We start from the raw sequence: 18,701 nt of genomic DNA on the forward strand, positions 1-18,701 counted from the left end.
ACGAACGGGCGACGTTCGACGGCGCGCCTTCCCATGCTCACGTTCACGCTGGTCGTGGTGGCGGGTTTCGCCGCCTGGCAGTGCCGCGATGCAATGAAGCGCTACGTCGAATTCGACGCGACGTCGCAGATGGTTACGCCGATGGCCACTCCGCCGAGCGCGACGACATTCGCGGGCGCCCCGCCCGTGCTGCAACTCGGCGCGCGCGTCGATGGCGGTGTGCCTGCGATGACGCCACTGGGCGCGCCGACCATCAAGGAAGCGCCGACGCAGGTCGTCGCCTTCGACGGAAAGCGCGGCGAGATCGTGATCGATCCGCGTGCGATCGACGCGCTTCGCCACGGCGAGTACGTGTTCGCCCGCTATGGCGAACACGTCGTCGCGCATCGCGTGCATCGAAAGGAGCGCCGCGACGACCACACGTATGTTGCGATGGCGGGCGTCGATCCGTTGGACGGCGGTCCGTTGGCGACCTACGCCTCGTATCACCTGTACGACGACGGCACCGTATCGCATTCGGTGAACCACGATGGCGTGGGCTTCGAGGCGCGCGGCATGGCAGGCGAGTCGATCGCGTTCGAGAACCTGCGCACGAACGACGCTCCGGCCGCGCCGCCTCACGCGCACTGAAGGCGCCATCGTGTCGTTGGGCATTGCCGGGCGTCTCGTCGCTGCGTCGATCGCGCTCTGCGGCGGGGCCGCGTACGCTTCTGCGTTCGCGGCCCCCGGCGCTGCGCACTTCGCTTTGCCTGCGCTGTGCGTGCTCGCGTGGCAATGCGTGCACGCCGCGACGCCTCGCCATGCGGCTTGGTCGGGATTCCTCTGGGGCCTGCCCGCCTTCGGCGGCGGACTCGCGTGGTTGCACCACGCGTTGCACGACCTCGGCGGTACGTCGCTGGCGATCACGTTGCCGGTGATGGTGTTCATCGTCGTTGTGCTTGCGGGGTATGTCGCCGGCGCGGCGTGGCTCGCGACACGCATCGGCATCACGAAGGGTGCGCGTGCCTCGGCGTTCGCGGGCACGTGGTTCGTCGCCGAGTACACACGCAGTCATGTATTCATCGGCTTTCCGTGGATGCTCGCGGGCGACAGTCAGTTGGACTTGCCGCTCGGCATGCTGGCGCCGTGGACGGGCGTGTATGGCGTCGGCTTCGCGTTGGCCGGCGTCGCGTCGCTCGCTGCATGGCTGTTGCCACGCAGGCGCATCACGGCGGCAGGCCTGGTACTCGTTGCGTCGCTTCCATCGACGCCGACGATCACGAACGCAGGCTCCCAAGAGGATGCGTGGCGCGTCACGGCCTTGCGGCTTCCCGCGGAACAAGCGCCGGGCGGCGACGCTGCATGGGCCTGGTATCGCGACCGCACGTTCGCACTGGGCGCCGACCATGATCTCGTCGCCTGGCCCGAGCATGTCGCCCCCGTCCATGCACACGAGCTGCGCGACGACATCGTCGCCTTGTCACTGCACGCGGCATCGCAGGGATGGCCGCTGCTGTTCGGACTGCCTGTTCAGGAACACGGCGGCCGCAGCTTCAACGCGATGCTCGCCGTCGGCGACGGCCACGGTCGCTACGACAAGCGCGCGCTCGTTCCTTTCGTCGAACACACGCCATACCGCCTCCTGATCGGGCGCACGCTGACGCTGATCGAAAACAAGATCGCCGGCTTCACGCCGGGCGCGCCGCGCGCGCCGATGGTGGCGAATGGCCGCACGTTGGCGTCGGCGATCTGCTACGAAGCCGCCTTCCCCGAGGTCGTGCGCGAGAACCTGCGCGCCGCGGGCGAGCCCGCGCTCCTTCTCTTGCCGAGCAGCGATCGCTGGTACAGCGACGGCGCGGGCGCGCGCCAGATACAACGCATGGCCCGCATGCGCGCGCGGGAAAACGGCATCGCGGCCGTGCGCGTCGCGACAGAAGGCACATCGCTGTTCATCGATCGCGACGGACGCGTGACCGCATCCCTCGACGCGCAGGGCGATGCGCTGCTGACAGGCACTGTGGCGATTGGCCAGGCCGTCACGCCATGGTCGCGTTTTGGCATGGCGCCGACGTGGCTCGGATTCGCGCTCGCGCTGGGGATTGCGTGCGCATTGCGGCGAGTTTCACGCCCGACCTCGCATAACTGAACGCCGGCTGTGTATTCCCGCATGCCATAAGTCACGCGCGTGCAATTTCACGTCCTGCGCGTTCGCGCGGCTCCGTTAGGCCTGTTTACATGCAGAACAGGTTGCACGCGTGAGGAGCTACGAACCCATCGACATCGGCGAAGCCGCACGCCGACTCGGCATCAGTGCCGCCGCGCTGCGGCTGTACGAAAAGCGCGGCCTCCTCCCGAAGGCGCGACGCACCGCGAGCGGCTATCGCCAGTATTCGCAGGAAGACCTCAAGCGCGCGCGCCTCGTGCGTCGCGCACGACGCGCGGGCCTGTCGCTGGCGCAGATCGCGCAGGCGATGCAACGCGATGCCACGCGCACCTGCCTGCAACGCCTGTTGCGCAACCATCTCGCGCGCCTGGAGGGCGAAGCGAAACGCATCGAACGCCTGCAACGTCATCTGCGCCGCTGGATGGGCGAAGACGTCGATTGATGCGCGAGCCCCGCGCGGCCTCCTTGCCGCGCGGGGTCGCTTCCCACCCTGGCCTCAGAACCGGAAGCGCGCGCCCAGGCGCCCGCCCATGCCTTCCATGTCGCCCACGCGGGCTTCGATTTCGCCGTAAAGATCGACGCGCCCGATCGTCCATTCCACGCCGCCGGCGAAGCGACCGAAGCTGCGATCGCCTTCGTCGGTCACGCGCACCTGGTCGAGGCCGAGGTCGTACAGCGTGTCGTCGCCGCCGCCGAATTCGCGCGCGATCGACATCGACGCGTACGGACGCACGCCGCTCCATCCGTCGGTGCCGATGCGCAGGCCAAGTTCGCCGGTCGACACCGCGGTGTCGTCCCAACGCACGTTGCCGGAAGCGCCGACCTGTTCGGGCAACGACACGTCGATGTGCGCGACGCGCAGGTTGGGCTCGATCCACATGCGCGAGAGTGCGAAACGATGGCCGCCTTCGAGTTCGAAGCCGATCGCACTGCCGTCGCCTTGCGCCTGCAGTCCGATCGAGTGCCAGTTGGTATCGACGTCGATGCGATCGCCGCGCAGCACGGCGTTGGCGAACCAGCCCTCGTTCGCGTAACGCGCATACAGGCCAAGGTTGAGCGAATCGAGTTGCGTGTCCTCCGCGCCGCGCAGATCCATTGTCGCCTTGCCGTAGCCGCCGGTGATGCCGGCGCGCCAGTTCCCGATCGTCATCTCGGCGCCCGCCTGCAGGCCGTGGTGGTTGCCCTGCCATTCGAGTTCGCGCGAGCCGAGTGCGTGCGAAAGTTTCGACGTGCCTTCGAAGTCGCCGCCGACGGCCTGCATCCACACGCCGTTCGCGTCCACGTCGTCATGCGTCGCGGTGAGGTGCGTCGACACGGATTGCACGCCCTGTCGCCAGACATCGCGCACGCCCGCGGGCACTGCGGCCGCGAGATACGCGGCGTCGGTGAGGTCGCTTTCGAGCGTCCAGCTGTCGAGGCCGTCCCAGGCGAGCCGGAAGCCGATGAAGCCGAGGTTGCGGCTGCCTTCGGCAAGCACGAGTTCGTTGCCGGTCTGCGCGCCCTGCGAGGTCAGCACCTGGATGCCCGACATGCCGAGCAACGCGCCGCGACCGACGAGATCGAGTGCCAGCGCGTTCGTGCCGGACAGCGTGCCGACGTCGATGCGATCGGATGCGTGATTGACGATGTCGAGATCGACGGCGAGCGTGCCGCCCGCGCCGTTCAACGTGCCGTCGATGGCGAACACATCGCCCGTGCGACCGTTGACTAGCGAGACCTCGCCCGCATTGTCGAAGCGTTCGAGGCCTTGCAGCAACATCGACGTCGCGCCGTCCTGCAGGGACACCGTGCCCGCGTTCGCGAAGCGATCGTCGCCGTCGCCGAACAGGCTCGAGCCGGAGGACATGAACGCACCGCCATTCGAAAACACATCGTCGCTGCCCGACAACTGCAGGCGCCCGATGACCGAACCGCTCGATCCCACGCGAATGTCCGCGGCGCCGTCGCCCCAATCGTTGCCCGCCACCTGGATCACCGGGCCCGTGCCGCTTTCCACCGTGCCGAGGATGTCGATGCGCGTGCCCGCGCCGGTCGCGGTGTCGATCGCGGTGGTCGCGCCGTACACGGTCGCGCCTTCGGCGACGCCGATCGTCGCGCCGCCGGTCTGCGAGGCCATCGTGATCGCGAAGCCGGATTCGGCGCGCACGTATTCGTCGACGAGCAGCGACACGTCGCCCGACACTGCGTTGAGGCCGATGGCGAACCAATCTCCCGTCGTCGCGTACGTCTGCGCGCGGCCGACGCGCGCGCTCACGTCGCCGGCATCGGTGCCGACGTACAACGCTGCCGAGCGTTCGCCGTATGTCGCGATCTCGTCGATGTCGACTCCGACGTTGCCGCCCGTCAGCACGCTCAGGCCGTAGGAATCGTTGCCGTAGGTCGTGAGGCGCTCGGACTCGACCCCGACCTCGCCGACGGTCTCGATGTGGAGCGCGTCCGACCCGTTGCCCATGGTGAACACCGACTGGTTGCGGACCGCGACGGTGCCGAGCGCGCCGATGTCGATGCCGCGCGACTCCTCGCCGATCGTGCCCGCGCCCTCGACATCCATGAACACGTCGCCGTTGAACGCGAGCGCGGCGATGCCCACGCCGTAATCGCCTTCGGTGCTGACCCAGCCCGCGGTGATCGAGATGTCGCCGAGCCCGGCGCCGGCGAGGATGCCGATCGCGCCCAGCCCGCTCGCGGACGCGGTGTCGACGGAGATCGCGATGTCGCCGCCTTCCCACGATTCGGCGAAGATGCCGGTCGCGAACAGGCCTTCGGCGCGAACGAAGCCCGCGTCGACCGACACCGAACCGTTCTCCGTCGACAGCCACAGGCCGCTGCCCAAATCGCCCTGCGCGATGCTTTCGCCCGCCAGCACGGTGATGTCGCCCGCCGTCGTCTGCGCGAACACGCCTGCGCCGTTCGCGCCCGACAACACGCTCGCGACGTCGACCGTGACGTTGCCGCCGAGGCTCTGCGCCTGGATGCCGATCGCACCTTCGACATGATTGGCGTAGACGTTGACGTCGCCGTTGGCGAGTGCCGCGACACCGAGCGAGCCACCGATCACCTGGTCGACGCGCACATCGACGGGTCCCGAGTTCGACACGATGTCGACCGCGGGCCACGCATCGCTGCGGATGACGGTGCCGTCCTCGGCGTGCAGCGACAACGCGCCCTCGCCATAGATCACCACGGCGGTGTCGCCTTCCGGCAACAGCGTGCCGTCGACGACGACGCCCTGCCTGAAGATCACTTCGAGATCGGAAACACCTTCATAGCGCACCTGCGGGAGTGGATCGGTGGTCGGCGTGCAGACGACCTGGCCAGACGCGGCAGCGCCGCATTCGTCCGCGGCGAACGCGGGAAGGGAAGCGGCGCCGCACGCGATCAACAGCGCATGGGCGAGGACGTGGCGGCGAAGATGGAGACGGGAAGGGGGAACGGCGGACGTCACAGCGGGAACTCCGATTTGGGGTCCGGCGACGCTCGACCTTCCACCTGCTGCAAGGTCAATTCATCAAAGGTCACGACGGGGGGACATCGTTGGCTTTTGGTTCATTAATCCCCGCTGGGTAGAATGGCCCCGTGGCTACCCCCGTTCTCGACCTCCAGACCTTGCGCAAAGGGTGCGCGCACTGCTCCTTGCAGCAGTTGTGCCTGCCTGCGGGCATCGGCGTGGAGGGATTGCAGCAGCTCGATTCGATCGTGCGGCGGCGTCGGCCCATCGCGCGCGGGGAAACCCTGTTCCGCACGGGCGATGACCTGTCTGCGGTGTACGTCGCGCGCGACGGCGCGTTCAAGACGATTTCGATCAGCGAAGACGGCGAGGAACGCGTTGTCGGGTTCCATCTGCCCGGTGAGTTGATCGGGCTGGATGCGCTCGGTGACGAGCGGCATCGGTGCGATGCGGTTGCGCTGACGACGGCCAATGTGTGCGAGGTGCCGTTCGATCAACTCGCCGACATCGCATCGCAGGTGCCGGGCCTGCAGCATCAGTTGTTGCGCGTGATCGGCCGCAGCGTCGGGCGCGACCAGGATCACCTGGACATGCTCGCGCGTCGGCAGGCGTCGGAGCGCATCGCGTTGTTCCTGCATGGGCTGGCCGAACGCTTCCGCCACATCGGGCAATCGGATGCGCAGTTCAAGTTGCCGATGAGCCGCGAGGACATCGCGCATTTCCTCGGCCTGGCGCTGGAAACGGTGAGCCGCGGCTTCACGCGCCTGCAGGAAGACGGCGTGATCGAAGTCGACGGGCGCCGCATCGCGATCCTCGACCGCGTCGAACTCGATCGCCTCGCGCATCACCCCGAAGCCGCGGATGCGCGGCGTCGCGTCAGCAACTGACGCGCGACTTCGGGCGACGCTGCGACTTCCGGCGACGCTGCGACATCAGGCGACGCTGCGGCATCCGAGCGCTTCGAGCGCGCCATGCACCGCAGGCACGTGCACCAGCCACGGCCCCGCGAGCGTCGCCAATCCCGCGAACAGGATGACCATCGCCGACGCCATGCGCCAACCGCCGCGTTGCAGGCGTTGACCGAAACGCGCGCCGGCCCAGGTCAGCGGCAACATCACGGGCAGCGTCGCGAGTCCGAACGCCAGCATCGTCAGCGCGCCGTGCCACGCACTCGCCTGCAACCACGCGGCGACGAGCAATTGCGTGCTGAGGCCGCACGGCATCCAGCCCCACAAGACGCCCAGGCTCATGCGCTTGGCCGCGGTGTCGGCGGGCAGCAATCGACGTTGCAATGGGCGCACGTGTTGCCACAGGCGCGCACCCGGCACGGAGAGGAACGCGAAGCGCCCGCTGCGATCGAGCAAACGCAATGCCGCGAGCACGAGCACGATGCCGACGGCCGCGCGCGATGCGACGACGAGGCCGGGCATGCGCACGACGCCGAGCAACGCGGAACCGACGCCGCCGGCCAATGCACCCGCGATCACGTAACCGGCGATGCGGCCGAGATTCGGCTGCGCGGCGGTCCACCACGTACTGCGCTGGCCGACCGACAAACCCGTTGCGATGCCCCCGCACATCGCCGCGCAATGCGCGCCGCCTAGCAGGCCGGTTAGCAAGGCGCCGCCGAGCACGAGCCAGTCAAGCGTCATCGCGGCGCTCCGGGGATTCGTTCGCGACGGGCGGTTCGTCGTCGGCGAGGATCGACAACGCAGGCGTTTCGAGATCCTCGAACTGTCCACCGCGCACGGCCCACGCGAACGCCGCGATCGCCACGATCAGCAGCATCAGCGCGAGCGGAACCAGCAGCAGGAGGATGCTCATGCGCGTACCCCATCGTGTCGGCGGCCCAGGCGCAACGCGTTGAGCGTCACCGTCAGCGAGGACAGCGCCATGCCGAGCGCGGCGATCCACGGCGTGACGAGGCCCATCGCGGCGATCGGCAACGCGACGAGGTTCCAGCCAACGGCCCACGCGAGGTTCTGGCGAATGATGCGGCGCGTGTCGCGCGCGAGCGCGATGGCGTCGGGAATCCGATGCAACGCGGGCGTCGCGAGCACGAGATCGGCGGCGCGCTGCGCGAGCGCCGCGCCGTCGCCGACCGCGATGGAGACGTCCGCGCCTGCGAGCACCGGCGCGTCGTTGAGGCCGTCGCCCACCATCGCGACGACGCGGCCCCGCGCCTGCAACGCATGCACGCGCGCGAGCTTCTGCTCGGGCGTCTGGCGCGCATGCGCTTCCTCCAACCGCAACGTGTGCGCGAAGCGATCGACGGCGACCTGTCCGTCGCCGCTGCACAGATGCAGCGCGAGACCCTGCGTGCGCAGTGCGTCGAGCGTCGCGGCCGCATCCGCGCGTGGGGCTTCACGCACTTCGAAGCGTGCGATCGCGTGGTGTCCGTCGCCGAGCCACAGCGCGCCGTCGTCACCGGGCCCCGCTGCGAAACGCGCGTGACCGAGGCGCCACTCGGTGCCGTCCACGACGCCGCGCACACCCTGCCCCGGCACGCTGCGCACGTTGCGAGCGGACACCGCATCGTGCGCGAACGGCGCGAACATCGCCGCGAGCGGATGCCGGCTGTCGCGTTCCAGTGCCGCGGCGATGCGCAAGGCCTCGTCGCGCGTGTATCCGTCGAACGTCTCGACGCTGGCCAACGCCGGCGTCGCATCGCCCAGGGTGCCGGTCTTGTCGAACACCACGTCGGTGATGCGCGCGAGCCGATCCAGCGCATCCGCGCCAACGGGCAGCACGCCCATCTTCGCGAGCGCGCCGTTGGCGGCGGCGAGCGCGGCGGGGATCGCGAGCGACAACGCGCACGGGCAGCTGATGACGAGCAACGCGAGCACGACATCGAGCGCACGTTCCGGTGCGTGGGCTTGCCACGCGACGTAGACGATCGCCGCGACGATCAGCAACACGGCGACGAACACCATCGCGACACGATCCGCGGTCGCCGCGATCGCAGGGCGATGCGCCTGTGCGCGATCGACCAGCGCCGCGAGTTGCGACAGGCGCGTGGCCGCGCCGGTCGCCGCGACGCGCACGCGCGCCGGCACTTCGCGACACGCCGTCCCCGCGAAGACGGCATCGCCGTCGCGCTTGTGCACGGGCCGCGATTCGCCGGTCAACATCGATTCCTCGAACCAGGCTTCGGTGCCGAGCAACGTGCCGTCGGCGGGGACCGATTCGCCGGCCGCGACGCAGGCGATGTCCCCGGCCTGCAGCGCCTCGAGCGGGATCGTTTCGCGCGCACCGTCGCGCTCGCGCACCGCGAACGCCGGCCGCGCACGCGCCAGCGCATCCACGCGGGCACTCGCGGCAGTGCGCGCGCGTTGTTCGAGCATGCGCGCGCCGAGCAACAGGAACACGAACATCACCGCCGCGTCGTACCAGACATGCGGCGCACCGACGAGCGTGGCGTACAGGCTGGCGAAATACGCCAGCAACACCGAGGTCGCGACCAGCGTGTCCGCGCCGAGCCGGCGCTCGCGCAGTTCGCGCGCGCAACCCGCGAGGAACGGCCAGCCCGAATAGAACACGACGGGGGTCGCGATGAGGAAGGCGACCCAGCGCAGGAAGTCGCGCATCGGGATCGACATCGCGCCTTCCGTGTCGAGGTACAGCGCTTCGGTGAACATCATCGCCTGCACCGCGCCGAGGCCGGCGATGCCGAGGCGCAGCAGCGCGCGATTGCGTTCGGCCACGCGCGCACCTTCGCGATCGACGCCAGTGGCAAGCCACGGTCGATAGCCGAGCGACAACAGGCGACGCAGCGGTTTCGACAGCGACGTTCGCGTCGGGTCCCAGGCCAGGCGAATGCGGCCGGTGACCGCGTTCGCCGAAACCTCGAGCACACCGGGCTCGCGCCGCAACGCGCGATCGATGAGCCATGCGCAGGCGGCGCAGCGCATGCCGTCGGTGAGCAGCACGAGTTCGCGGCCCCCGGGGATCGCGCGCGCGTGCGCTGCGAGGATGTCTTCGCGATCCCAGCACGACAGGTCGTCGGCATTGGGGTCGACACGGCCCGCGTGCGTCGTGCGCAACTTGTAGTAGTCGTCCAGGCGCGCGTCGCGGATCCATTGCGCGGCGGCGGCGCATCCGTCGCAGCAGAAGCCGCGTTCGACGCCTTCGATCGACAGGCGCGGCGCGTGCGCGGGCAGAGGTTCGCTGCAATGGAAGCACAGCGACGCATCGACAACGCGTGCGTCCCCGACACCGGCGGCAATCGTGTTCATTGCGCGCTCGCGAGCGCCGGCTGCACATCGGCGCCGGCGGCGCGCGCCTCCCAGCGACCGCGCAGGCGCCAGCTGCGATCCATCGGCGCGAGTTCGACGAGCCAGTCGTGGCCCTCGTCGAAGGATTCGACATGGCCGCTCCACCCCGTCGTCGAGGGCGTGAGCGCAATGCGCATGTCTTCCGCCGCGATCACCGGATGACGCAGCACGAGTTCGAGCTGCACCGCGCGATCGAAGCCCTCGCCCGCGGGCACCACGTCGAACACGCGACCGACGCGGCGCACCTGCGCGGACAATCCCAGCCGACGTGCTTCGAGGTCGGGCGCGAGGTCGGTGTCCTGCACCTGCGCGGTGCGCTTCACCGGATCGGCGACGGCGTCGATCGGACCTTCGGCGAGCCACAGCAGCGCGAGGCCCGCCACCACCGACAGCGCCGGCAGCGAAAACACCAGCCACACCAGCGGCTGGCGCCACGGTGCGAGTGGCGGGCGTTCGATCATCGCGATACCGGCCCGAAGAAGGTGCTCTCGACGATCTGCGTCGTGCGCTTCTCGCCGTCGAGGGCGGAGACTTCGAACCGCAGATCCTTGCGGCCGGCGACGCTCGCGGACGGCGCGAACACGGTGACCGGCACCGACGCGACTTCGCCGCCCGGCACTTCGATCGTCGGCGACTCGCGCAGCACGAGCCCCTGCGTGCCCGACACCAAGGTGACCGCGAAGTGCCGCGCTTCGTCGCGCTTGTTCGCGATCTTCAACGTGTAGCTGTTTTCGATGCCGTCTGCCGTCGTGCGATACAGCGCATTGCGATCGCGCAACGCTTCGACGGTGAACGGCGCGCGCGAGGCGATGCCGACGGCGAACGCGACGATCATCGCGAGCAGGATGCCGCCGTAGATGAACACGCGCGGCCGCAACACGCGCGTGGACTTGCCGTCGACCGCGTGCTGCGTGGTGTAGCGGATCAACCCTTGCGGGTAGCCCATCTTGCCCATCACTTCATCGCACGCGTCCACGCACGCGCCGCAGGCGATGCACTCGTACTGCAGGCCGTTGCGGATGTCGATGCCGGTCGGGCACACCTGCACGCACATCGTGCAGTCGATGCAGTCGCCGAGCTCGGCGACTTCGAACTTCGGCATCGGCGCGACTTCGCCGGCCTCGAACGTGATCGTGCCGCGCGCCTGCAGGTTGGCGTTGGCGGTGGTCGGATTCAGCGCCGCGCGGCGCACGTAGTCGGTGGCGACATCGAGCGCCAGCAGCCCGCGCGCGCGTTCGAGCACGCTCTGCAGGCCGCGCCGACGCGGGCCGCGCGGTTCGCCACGCATTGGATCGTAGGCGATCAGCAGCGTGTCGCGATCGAACATCGCGCCCTGGAAGCGCGCGTACGGACACATGTACTTGCACACCTGCTCGCGCAGGAAGCCTGCGTTGCCCCAGGTCGCGAACGCATAGAACAACACCCAGAAGGTTTCCCACCCGCCCCACTGGAACGGCACGATGCGAGAGCCGAGATCCTGGATGGGCGTGAAAAACCCGACGAAGGTGAAGCCGGTCCACAACGCGAACACCACCCACGCGATGTGCTTGGCGCCCTTGCGCACGAGCTTGCGCGCCGACCACGGCGATGCGTCGAGCTTCATGCGCGCGTTGCGGTCGCCCTCGATCGCGCGCTCGATCCACAGGAACACTTCGGTCCACACCGTCTGCGGACACGCGTAGCCGCACCACAACCGCCCCGCGATCGCCGTGACGAAGAACAACACGACGCCCGCGACGATCAGCAGCAACGCGAGGAACAGGAAGTCCTGCGGCCAGAACGTCAGCCCGAACACATGGAACTTGCGTGCCGGCAGGTCGAACAACACCGCCTGCCGCCCGTCCCAGCGCATCCACGGGAACAGGTAGAACATGCCGAGCAGCCAGAACACCGCGCCGATGCGCAGGCGCACGAAGCGTCCCGACACATCGCGCGGGTACACCTTGCGCTCGCTGACGTAGAACGTCCCCGCCTCTTCGACGAGCGCCAGGTCGATCGCCTTCGACATGGCTCAGCGCCCCGGCAGCGGACGGTTGAAGCGGCTACCCGGCCGCAGCAGCCACCACGTGAACAGGCTCGACGACGCGGTCGCCGCCCAGAACAGGAAGAACCCGATCGTATATCCGAGCTCGCGTCCCACCGCGATGCGCGGGAACGTGATGTCCCGCAAGGCAATGGGATCGACGAAGGCGAAGAACACCATCGTCGCCACGCCCGCGGCGAAGAAGCTCGGCCACGCGATCGCACCGATGCGTTGCGCCATCGGGCGCGGCGGATGGTCGAAGGTCGCGTTCATCACTGCGCTCCCGCCGCCGTGGCCTGCGAATTCGACAGCGACCAGACATAGGCGGCGACCAGGCGCGCGCGCGTCTCGCCGAGCAGTTGCTCGTGCGCGGGCATGCTGCCGTGGCGGCCCTTGGCGATCGTCGCGTACAAACTCGCACTGTCGCTGCCGTACAACCAGTAGTCGTCGGTGAGATCCGGCGCGCCGAGGTCCTGCTTGCCCTTGCCGTCGACGCCGTGGCAACTCGCACATACCGCCTCGAACAGCGGCTTGCCGCGCGCGGCGCCGTAGTTGTTCTGCATCAGGCGCGCGGGATCGGGCAATGCGCGCACGTAGGCGACGACGTCGCTCACCGCATGTTCGCCGCCGAGACCGGTGAGCACCTTGCCCCACTCCGGCATCACGCCCTCGCGGCCCTTCATCACCGTCGCCAGGATCTGCTCGGGCCTGCCGCCCCAATGCCAGATGTCGTCGGTGAGGTTCGGATAACCGACCGCGCCCTGCGCGGACGAGCCGTGGCACGTCGCGCACGTGTTGTTGAAGATCGCGCGACCGAGGCGTCGCGCCGCGGGATCCTGCGCGAGCACGTCGATCGACTTGCCGCGATACGGCGCGAACGTTTCATCGAGCCGCGCGTTGTCCGCGGCCTTCTGGATCGCATGCTGCCCGCTCGACGTCCATCCGCCGACGCCCGCGAATGCACCGAGCCCCGGGAAATACAGCAGGTACCCGATCGAGAACACGATCGTGATCCAGAACAGGTTGATCCACCACTTCGGCAGCGGCTTGTTGTATTCGGTGATGTCGCCGTCGTCCCAGTAGTGGCTGGTGTCTTCGGGCTTCGGGTCGCCGGGACGGCGCTTCGCGGTCCACCACAACAGCCAGCCGCAGCCGACGATGTTGATGACGACGAGCGCGATCACGTACCACGACCATCCGGGAGTCATCATCGTGCGTCCTCCTCGCGTTCTTCCTGCAGCGGCAGGCGCGCGGCCTTGTCGAACGCTTCGCGGCGGCGCGGGCTCCACGCCCAGGCCCATCCGCCGATGAACACCGCCAGCAACAACGCGGTCACGATGCCGGCCACCATGTCAGTTCCCCCTCGGTGCGTGACGGCCGAGCGCCTGCAGGTAGGCGACGACGGCGTCCAGTTCGGTCTTGCCCGCGACGTCCTTCGCCGCGTTCGCGATCTCGTCGTCGGTGTACGGATCGCCGATTGTCTTCAGCGTGCGCATGTGCGCGGTGATCGCCTGGCCATCGATCGTGTTGTGTTCGAGCCACGGGAACGACGGCATGTTCGACTCGGGCACCACCGCGCGCGGATCGATGAGATGGATGCGATGCCAGTCGTCGGAGTAACGCCCGCCGACGCGCGCGAGGTCCGGCCCCGTGCGCTTGCTGCCCCACTGGAACGGATGGTCGTAGACCGATTCGCCGGCCAGCGAGTAGTGGCCGTAGCGTTCGGTTTCGAAGCGCAGCGTGCGCACCATCTGCGAGTGGCAGTTGTAGCAACCTTCGCGCACGTAGACGTCGCGGCCCGCGAGCTGCAGCGCCGGGTAGGGCTTCACGCCGGGCAGCGGTTTGATCGTGTCGGCCTGGTACATCAGCGGCACGATTTCCGCGAGCCCGCCGAAGGACACGACCACGGCGATCAGCACCGCCATCAGGCCGATGTTCTTCTCGATCTTCTCGTGCGCGTTGTGCGGCTTGTCGGATTCGGTATCCATGCGATCAGGTCTCATGCAGGAGCATTGGCGGCGAGCGCGTTACCCGTCGCCGGGTTCTTCGCGGTGGCGTACGTCTTCCAGGTGTTGAACGCCATCAGGAACATGCCGGCGAGCACGAGCGCGCCGCCGCTGAAGCGGACCAGGTAGTACGGATACGTGGCATTGAGCGCTTCGACGAAGCTGTAGGTCAGCGTGCCGTCGGCGTTGGTCGCGCGCCACATCAGGCCCTGCATCACGCCGGCGATCCACATCGATGCGATGTAGAACACGACGCCCAGGGTGTGCAGCCAGAAGTGCGCGTCGATCCACTTGATCGAGTACATGCGCTCGGCCCCGAGCAGGCGCGGCAGCATCGCGTAGATCGCGCCGACCGAGATCATCGCCACCCAGCCGAGTGCGCCGGCGTGCACGTGGCCGACCGTCCAGTCGGTGTAGTGCGACAGCGAGTTGACCGTCTTGATCGACATCATCGGCCCCTCGAAGGTGGCGATCATGTAGAAGCTGATCGCGACGATGAGGAACTTGAGGATCGGGTCGGTGCGCAGCTTGTACCAGACGCCCGACAACGTGAGGATGCCGTTCAGCGCACCGCCCCAGGACGGCGCAAGCAGGATCAGCGAGAACACCATGCCGAGGGACTGCGCCCAGTCCGGCAACGCGGTGTATTGGAGATGATGCGGGCCGGCCCACATGTACACCGCGATCAGCGCCCAGAAGTGCACGATCGACAGGCGATACGAATACACCGGACGCTGCGCCTGCTTCGGCACGTAGTAGTACATCATCCCGAGGAAGCCGGCGGTCAGGAAGAAACCGACCGCGTTGTGCCCGTACCACCACTGCACCATCGCGTCGACCGCGCCGGTGTAGACGATGTATGACTTGGTGAAGCTCGCCGGCAGCGCGATGTTGTTGACGATGTGCAGCAGCGCGATGGCGATGATGAAGCTGCCGTAGAACCAGTTCGCCACGTAGATGTGGCGACCCGTGCGCTTGGCGATCGTGCCGAAGAACAGCCAGCCGTATGCGACCCAGACGACCGTGATCAGGATGTCGATCGGCCATTCGAGTTCGGCGTATTCCTTGCTCTGGGTGATGCCGAGCGGCAGCGTGATCGCTGCGGACACGATCACCAGTTGCCAGCCCCAGAACACGAAGCTCGCGAGCTTGTCGGAGATCAGGCGCACGCCGCACGTGCGTTGCACGACGTGCAGCGAGGTGGCGAACAGCGCGCTGCCGCCGAAGGCGAAGATCACCGCGTTGGTGTGCAGCGGTCGCAAGCGGCCGTACGACAGCCAGGGAATGCCTTCAGCCAGGGTCGGCCAATACAGCTGCGCGGCGATGAACAGGCCGACGGCCATGCCGACGATGCCCCAGAGGATCGTCGCGAGGGAAAACTGGAGTACGACCTTGTCGTTGTAGGCGACGCGTCGCGGCGCCTCCGAGGCATCGGTCGCCACGGTTGCAGTCGGAAGCACGACATCGTTCATGGGGGTCCCCGCTGTGAGTGCGCGCAGTCTCGCGAACACGGGCCCCGGCCACCTTGATCCGGATCAAATCGCGCTTTTCGAAGCAGCGCTCTCCGCCGGCGGGGGCCGCGTTCCGGATTCTGAATCCAACGGGGGATGGAAAGGTTTGCCGGACTCCGCTCGTCGGAATCCGGCCGTCTCCGGCGCCCCGGCGCGTTCACGCGCCCGCGTTACATGTCTCCCCGTTACAGCTGCGCGCGCACCGCCTTCACGAACTCCGGATCGGGCTTCGCACCCACCTGCTCCGTGCGCGCGACGATGCGCCCCTTCGCATCGAGCAGCACCAGCGCGCTGGTGTGGTTGAAGTTGCCGTCGGCGAGTTCGCGATAGCGCACTCCGAGCACACCCGCGACCTTGCGCACGTCGTCGGGCGCGGGCGCGGCGAGCGTCCATTGCGTCGGGTCCACATGGCGCTGTTTCGCCATCGCCTTCAGCTGCGCGGGCGTGTCGTGCTTCGGATCCAGGCTGATGAGCACGACGCCGACCTTCGCGCGTTCAGCCGGCGGCAGCGCGCGTTCGACCGCCTTGCCCGATTCGACGATCAGCGGGCACATGTACTGGCACGAGGTGTAGAACATCGCGACCACGCGCGGCTTGCCCTGCAAGGTGCTCCAGTCCTGCGTGCGGCCCTGCGCGTCGGTGAGCGGCAAGGCGAGCTTGTAAACCGAGTCGCCGGGGAGCGGCGCGGGTTTGCCGGCCGTGGCTAGCGGTGCGATGAATGCGAGCGTGGCTGCAGCAAGCGCGATCGCCGCGCGCGCGGTGAACGTCTTCATCGATGTCATGGTGCGCTCCTGGCGCAACGGAATCCGAGGTTGGCGGTGGCGTCGCGCCCTTCGAGCGAAGAGAGCATCGCCACGCGCATCAGCACGGCGTAGTTTTCGCGGTCGTCCATCGACAATGCGCCGGCGCCGCAGAATTTCAGCTTGTCCGGGTCGCCCTGGTCGCGGTTGTCGCCCGCTATGAGCAACGCGGAGTAATCGTCGGTCCATTCCCACACGAGGCCGTGCAGGTCCTGCACGCCGTAGGCGTTCGGCGACTGCAGGCCGGCGCGCGGCAAGGCTTCGTTGGAAGGTCGGGAATACCAGCGGAGGATGCGCTCGCGCCATGCGGGATCGCTGCGTGCGTCGCGGCGTGTTTCGTCCGCCGCGGCCGCGTATTCCCACTCGTTCCAGGTCGGCAGGCGTGCGCCGATCGATTGACAGTACGCATCGGCGGCGAACCAGCTGACCCACGTGACGGGCTGGTCCGCGCGCGCATTCGCGCCGAGCTTGTCGGCGCTTTCCCAATGCTGCAGGTAGCGGGATTCGGCGAAGACATCCGCCACGTCGCCGCGCTTCCATTCCGGATGCTTGCGCACGAAGTCGAGGAACTGCCCGTTGGTCACCGGCGTGCGCATCAGCGCGAACGGTGCGATGCGAACGGCCTTGCCCTTCGCATCGTCGTAGCGCAGCGCCGTCTTGAACGAACCACCGGGCAATCCGGCATACATGCTTGCAGAAGCGCGCGACGCCGCCGGGCCCGCCGCCATCGTCGCCCCCGCAACGATGCATGCGAACACCAGGCTACCGGCGGCGACGCGACACATTTCAGTGACCCTCGGAAGCGTTGGCCGGCTTTGCCGCGCGGATCGCGGCGGCCTCTTCCTTCGTCACGTGACCGCCCGGATTGCCCCAACTGTTGAGGACGTAGGTGGAGATGTTCGCCACTTCGTCGTCGGTGAGCTGGTTCATCGGCGGCATGTTGGAGTTGTAGTCCTTGCCGTTGACCGTGACCTTGCCGACGAGGCCGTGCAGGATCGCGTTCGGCACGCGCTTGGGATCGGCCGCGATGTAGTCGGACTTCGCCAGCGGCGGGAACACGCCTTCCATGCCCTGGCCTTCCGGCTGGTGGCAGGTGGAGCAGGTGCCAGCGAACAACGCCTGGCCCGCTTTCACCTGGTCCTCGACGGTGAGCGCACCGGTGGAGGCCGCTTCGGTCGCCTTCTCGACCGCCGCGAGACTGGGCTGCGCGCGATCGCCGAGATACACGGCATCGACTTCCTTGCCGGAGTAGATGTCCTTGCGTTCCGCGCCTTCGGCCTTGAGCACGGCGAGTGCGCCCTTGTTGAACGCGCGGAAGATGGAGTGGTCGACCAGCATGTAGCTGCCGGGCACTTCGACGTGGAAGTCCATGATCGCCGCGCCGCCCGCCGGGATCAGCGTGGTCTGCACGTTCTCGTTGTAGCGCGTGCCGCCTTCGAACCACACCTTGTCGAAGATCTCGCCGATCACGTGGAAGCTGGAGACGAGGTTCGGTCCACCGTTGCCGACATACAGGCGCACGGTTTCGTTGGTGTTGGCCTTGAGCGCCTTGTCGCCGGTGAGCGCGCCTTCCATGCCGTTGAACAGCACGTAGGTCGGGTGCTCTTCGATCGCCTTTTCCATGTCGAAGGGCTGCAGGCCCTTCTCGCGATACTTGCCCGTGGTGTAAAAGTCGCCCTGCATCACGTAGTACTCGCGATCCACCGGCGGCATGCCTTCCGGCGGTTCGACCAGGATCAGGCCGTACATGCCGTTGGCCACGTGCATGCCGACCGGCGCGGTCGCGCAGTGATAGACATACAGGCCCGCGTTGAGCGCCTTGAAGCTGAAGCGCGACACGTGGCCCGGCGCGGTGAAGCTCGATGCCGCGCCACCGCCCGGCCCGGTCACGCCGTGCAGGTCGATGTTGTGGGGCATCTTGCTGTCCGGCATGTTGCGAAGGTGGAAGACGACCGTGTCGCCCTGGCGCACGCGGATGAAGCTGCCGGGCACGGTGCCGCCGAAGGTCCAGAAGGTGTAGGTCACGCCTTCGGAGATCGGCATTTCCTTTTCGACGACATCGAGTTCGACGATCACGCGCGCCGGTGTCTTCCTTCCGGTAGCGGGGGGTACCATCGGTGGCGCCGTCACGACGGCCTTGATGTCGGGCCCCTGCGGCGGGCCCATGTCGCCCTTCAGCGAGCCACCACTGTCGGCGTCTTTCGCGACGGGTGCGGTCTTGTCGGCCCCGCCGCATGCGACCAGCGCGAACGCGCAGGCGGCAGCGAGGGCCCAGGTACGGAAGCGGTCAGCCATGATGGTGTTTCCCCTTGCGTGGACTTGCGTGGGGGCGGATGCGCCCTTCGGGTGCAGGATCGCGCTGCCTTGCGCTGCGTTTCCTGATCCAGATCAACTCCGGTGGCTGATGGAAACGGCCAACCGCGTTGGCTTGATCCGGGTCAAGGTCGCGAAAACCGCCCGGTTCGACCTTGTGCGTAGCGAAAACACCGGGGAAAA

General features: G+C 67.9%; 18 protein-coding genes. 4 read left to right on the top strand and 14 right to left on the bottom strand.

Annotated features, from left to right (window positions below; all coding sequences use genetic code 11):
- Nucleotides 1-33 precede the first annotated feature (33 nt).
- From LK996_RS06250 to LK996_RS06260, 3 genes are all read left to right on the top strand, one after another.
- Nucleotides 34-630 carry a hypothetical protein gene (locus LK996_RS06250; protein ID WP_230526261.1) on the top strand — a complete coding sequence of 199 codons (597 nt, stop codon included), beginning with the start codon at nt 34-36 and terminating at the stop codon, nt 628-630.
- Between the two features lie 10 nt (nt 631-640).
- Entirely contained in the window at nt 641-2,125 is a 1,485-nt protein-coding gene (lnt, locus tag LK996_RS06255) for an apolipoprotein N-acyltransferase (RefSeq protein ID WP_230526262.1), read from the top strand.
- 109 nt (nt 2,126-2,234) lie between these two features.
- The gene (locus LK996_RS06260; protein ID WP_230526263.1) at nt 2,235-2,585 is read left to right on the top strand and encodes a MerR family transcriptional regulator; all 351 of its coding nucleotides are present in this window, start codon (nt 2,235-2,237) and stop codon (nt 2,583-2,585) included.
- Between the two features lie 54 nt (nt 2,586-2,639).
- On the opposite strand, the gene LK996_RS06265 is transcribed toward LK996_RS06260, so the two are convergent.
- Nucleotides 2,640-5,588 (bottom strand): autotransporter outer membrane beta-barrel domain-containing protein, encoded by a 2,949-nt coding sequence (locus LK996_RS06265; RefSeq protein ID WP_230526264.1) that lies wholly within the window; start codon nt 5,586-5,588, stop codon nt 2,640-2,642.
- A gap of 131 nt (nt 5,589-5,719) precedes the next feature.
- Between LK996_RS06265 and fnr the strand changes: the two genes are divergently transcribed.
- On the top strand, nt 5,720-6,478 hold the full coding sequence (gene fnr / locus LK996_RS06270; RefSeq protein ID WP_230526265.1) for a fumarate/nitrate reduction transcriptional regulator Fnr: 759 nt from the start codon (nt 5,720-5,722) through the stop codon (nt 6,476-6,478).
- Nucleotides 6,479-6,523: 45 nt separating this feature from the next.
- Here the strand turns inward: fnr and LK996_RS06275 are convergent, their stop codons facing one another.
- The 13 genes from LK996_RS06275 to nirK form a co-directional block, all read right to left on the bottom strand.
- A complete protein-coding gene (locus tag LK996_RS06275) occupies nt 6,524-7,243 on the bottom strand; it encodes a sulfite exporter TauE/SafE family protein (RefSeq protein WP_230526266.1) in 720 nt (239 codons plus the stop codon).
- Nucleotides 7,233-7,415 (bottom strand): cbb3-type cytochrome oxidase assembly protein CcoS, encoded by a 183-nt coding sequence (gene ccoS, locus LK996_RS06280; RefSeq protein ID WP_230526267.1) that lies wholly within the window; start codon nt 7,413-7,415, stop codon nt 7,233-7,235. The genes LK996_RS06275 and ccoS overlap by 11 nt, the downstream gene beginning before the upstream one ends.
- A complete protein-coding gene (locus LK996_RS06285; protein WP_230526268.1) occupies nt 7,412-9,826 on the bottom strand; it encodes a heavy metal translocating P-type ATPase in 2,415 nt (804 codons plus the stop codon). The genes ccoS and LK996_RS06285 overlap by 4 nt, the downstream gene beginning before the upstream one ends.
- On the bottom strand, nt 9,823-10,326 hold the full coding sequence (locus LK996_RS06290; RefSeq protein WP_230526269.1) for a FixH family protein: 504 nt from the start codon (nt 10,324-10,326) through the stop codon (nt 9,823-9,825). Before LK996_RS06290 ends, LK996_RS06285 begins: the two co-directional genes overlap by 4 nt.
- Nucleotides 10,323-11,873 (bottom strand): 4Fe-4S dicluster domain-containing protein, encoded by a 1,551-nt coding sequence (locus LK996_RS06295; RefSeq protein WP_230526270.1) that lies wholly within the window; start codon nt 11,871-11,873, stop codon nt 10,323-10,325. Before LK996_RS06295 ends, LK996_RS06290 begins: the two co-directional genes overlap by 4 nt.
- Before the next feature lie 3 nt (nt 11,874-11,876).
- Entirely contained in the window at nt 11,877-12,161 is a 285-nt protein-coding gene (locus LK996_RS06300) for a hypothetical protein (RefSeq protein ID WP_230526271.1), read from the bottom strand.
- Nucleotides 12,161-13,099: a cytochrome-c oxidase, cbb3-type subunit III gene (gene ccoP / locus LK996_RS06305; protein WP_230526272.1), complete on the bottom strand. Its 939-nt coding sequence runs from the start codon at nt 13,097-13,099 to the stop codon at nt 12,161-12,163. The genes LK996_RS06300 and ccoP overlap by 1 nt, the downstream gene beginning before the upstream one ends.
- Complete coding sequence (locus tag LK996_RS06310; protein WP_230526273.1) at nt 13,096-13,239, bottom strand: cbb3-type cytochrome oxidase subunit 3; 144 nt, start codon at nt 13,237-13,239, stop codon at nt 13,096-13,098. Before LK996_RS06310 ends, ccoP begins: the two co-directional genes overlap by 4 nt.
- A gap of 1 nt (nt 13,240) precedes the next feature.
- Nucleotides 13,241-13,876, bottom strand: a complete 636-nt coding sequence (gene ccoO, locus LK996_RS06315; protein ID WP_230526274.1) for a cytochrome-c oxidase, cbb3-type subunit II — start codon at nt 13,874-13,876, stop codon at nt 13,241-13,243.
- An 11-nt stretch (nt 13,877-13,887) separates the two neighbouring features.
- Entirely contained in the window at nt 13,888-15,366 is a 1,479-nt protein-coding gene (ccoN, locus tag LK996_RS06320) for a cytochrome-c oxidase, cbb3-type subunit I (protein WP_255656403.1), read from the bottom strand.
- Between the two features lie 224 nt (nt 15,367-15,590).
- The gene (locus tag LK996_RS06325) at nt 15,591-16,187 is read right to left on the bottom strand and encodes an SCO family protein (protein WP_230526275.1); all 597 of its coding nucleotides are present in this window, start codon (nt 16,185-16,187) and stop codon (nt 15,591-15,593) included.
- Nucleotides 16,184-16,990, bottom strand: coding sequence for a formylglycine-generating enzyme family protein (locus LK996_RS06330; protein WP_230526276.1), 807 nt, complete (start codon nt 16,988-16,990; stop codon nt 16,184-16,186). Before LK996_RS06330 ends, LK996_RS06325 begins: the two co-directional genes overlap by 4 nt.
- A 1-nt stretch (nt 16,991) precedes the next feature.
- Complete coding sequence (nirK, locus tag LK996_RS06335; RefSeq protein WP_230526277.1) at nt 16,992-18,500, bottom strand: copper-containing nitrite reductase; 1,509 nt, start codon at nt 18,498-18,500, stop codon at nt 16,992-16,994.
- Between the last annotated feature and the right edge of the window lie 201 nt (nt 18,501-18,701).

Source organism: Noviluteimonas lactosilytica (assembly GCF_020866925.1).
GTDB classification, from domain to species: Bacteria; Pseudomonadota; Gammaproteobacteria; order Xanthomonadales; family Xanthomonadaceae; genus Noviluteimonas; species Noviluteimonas lactosilytica.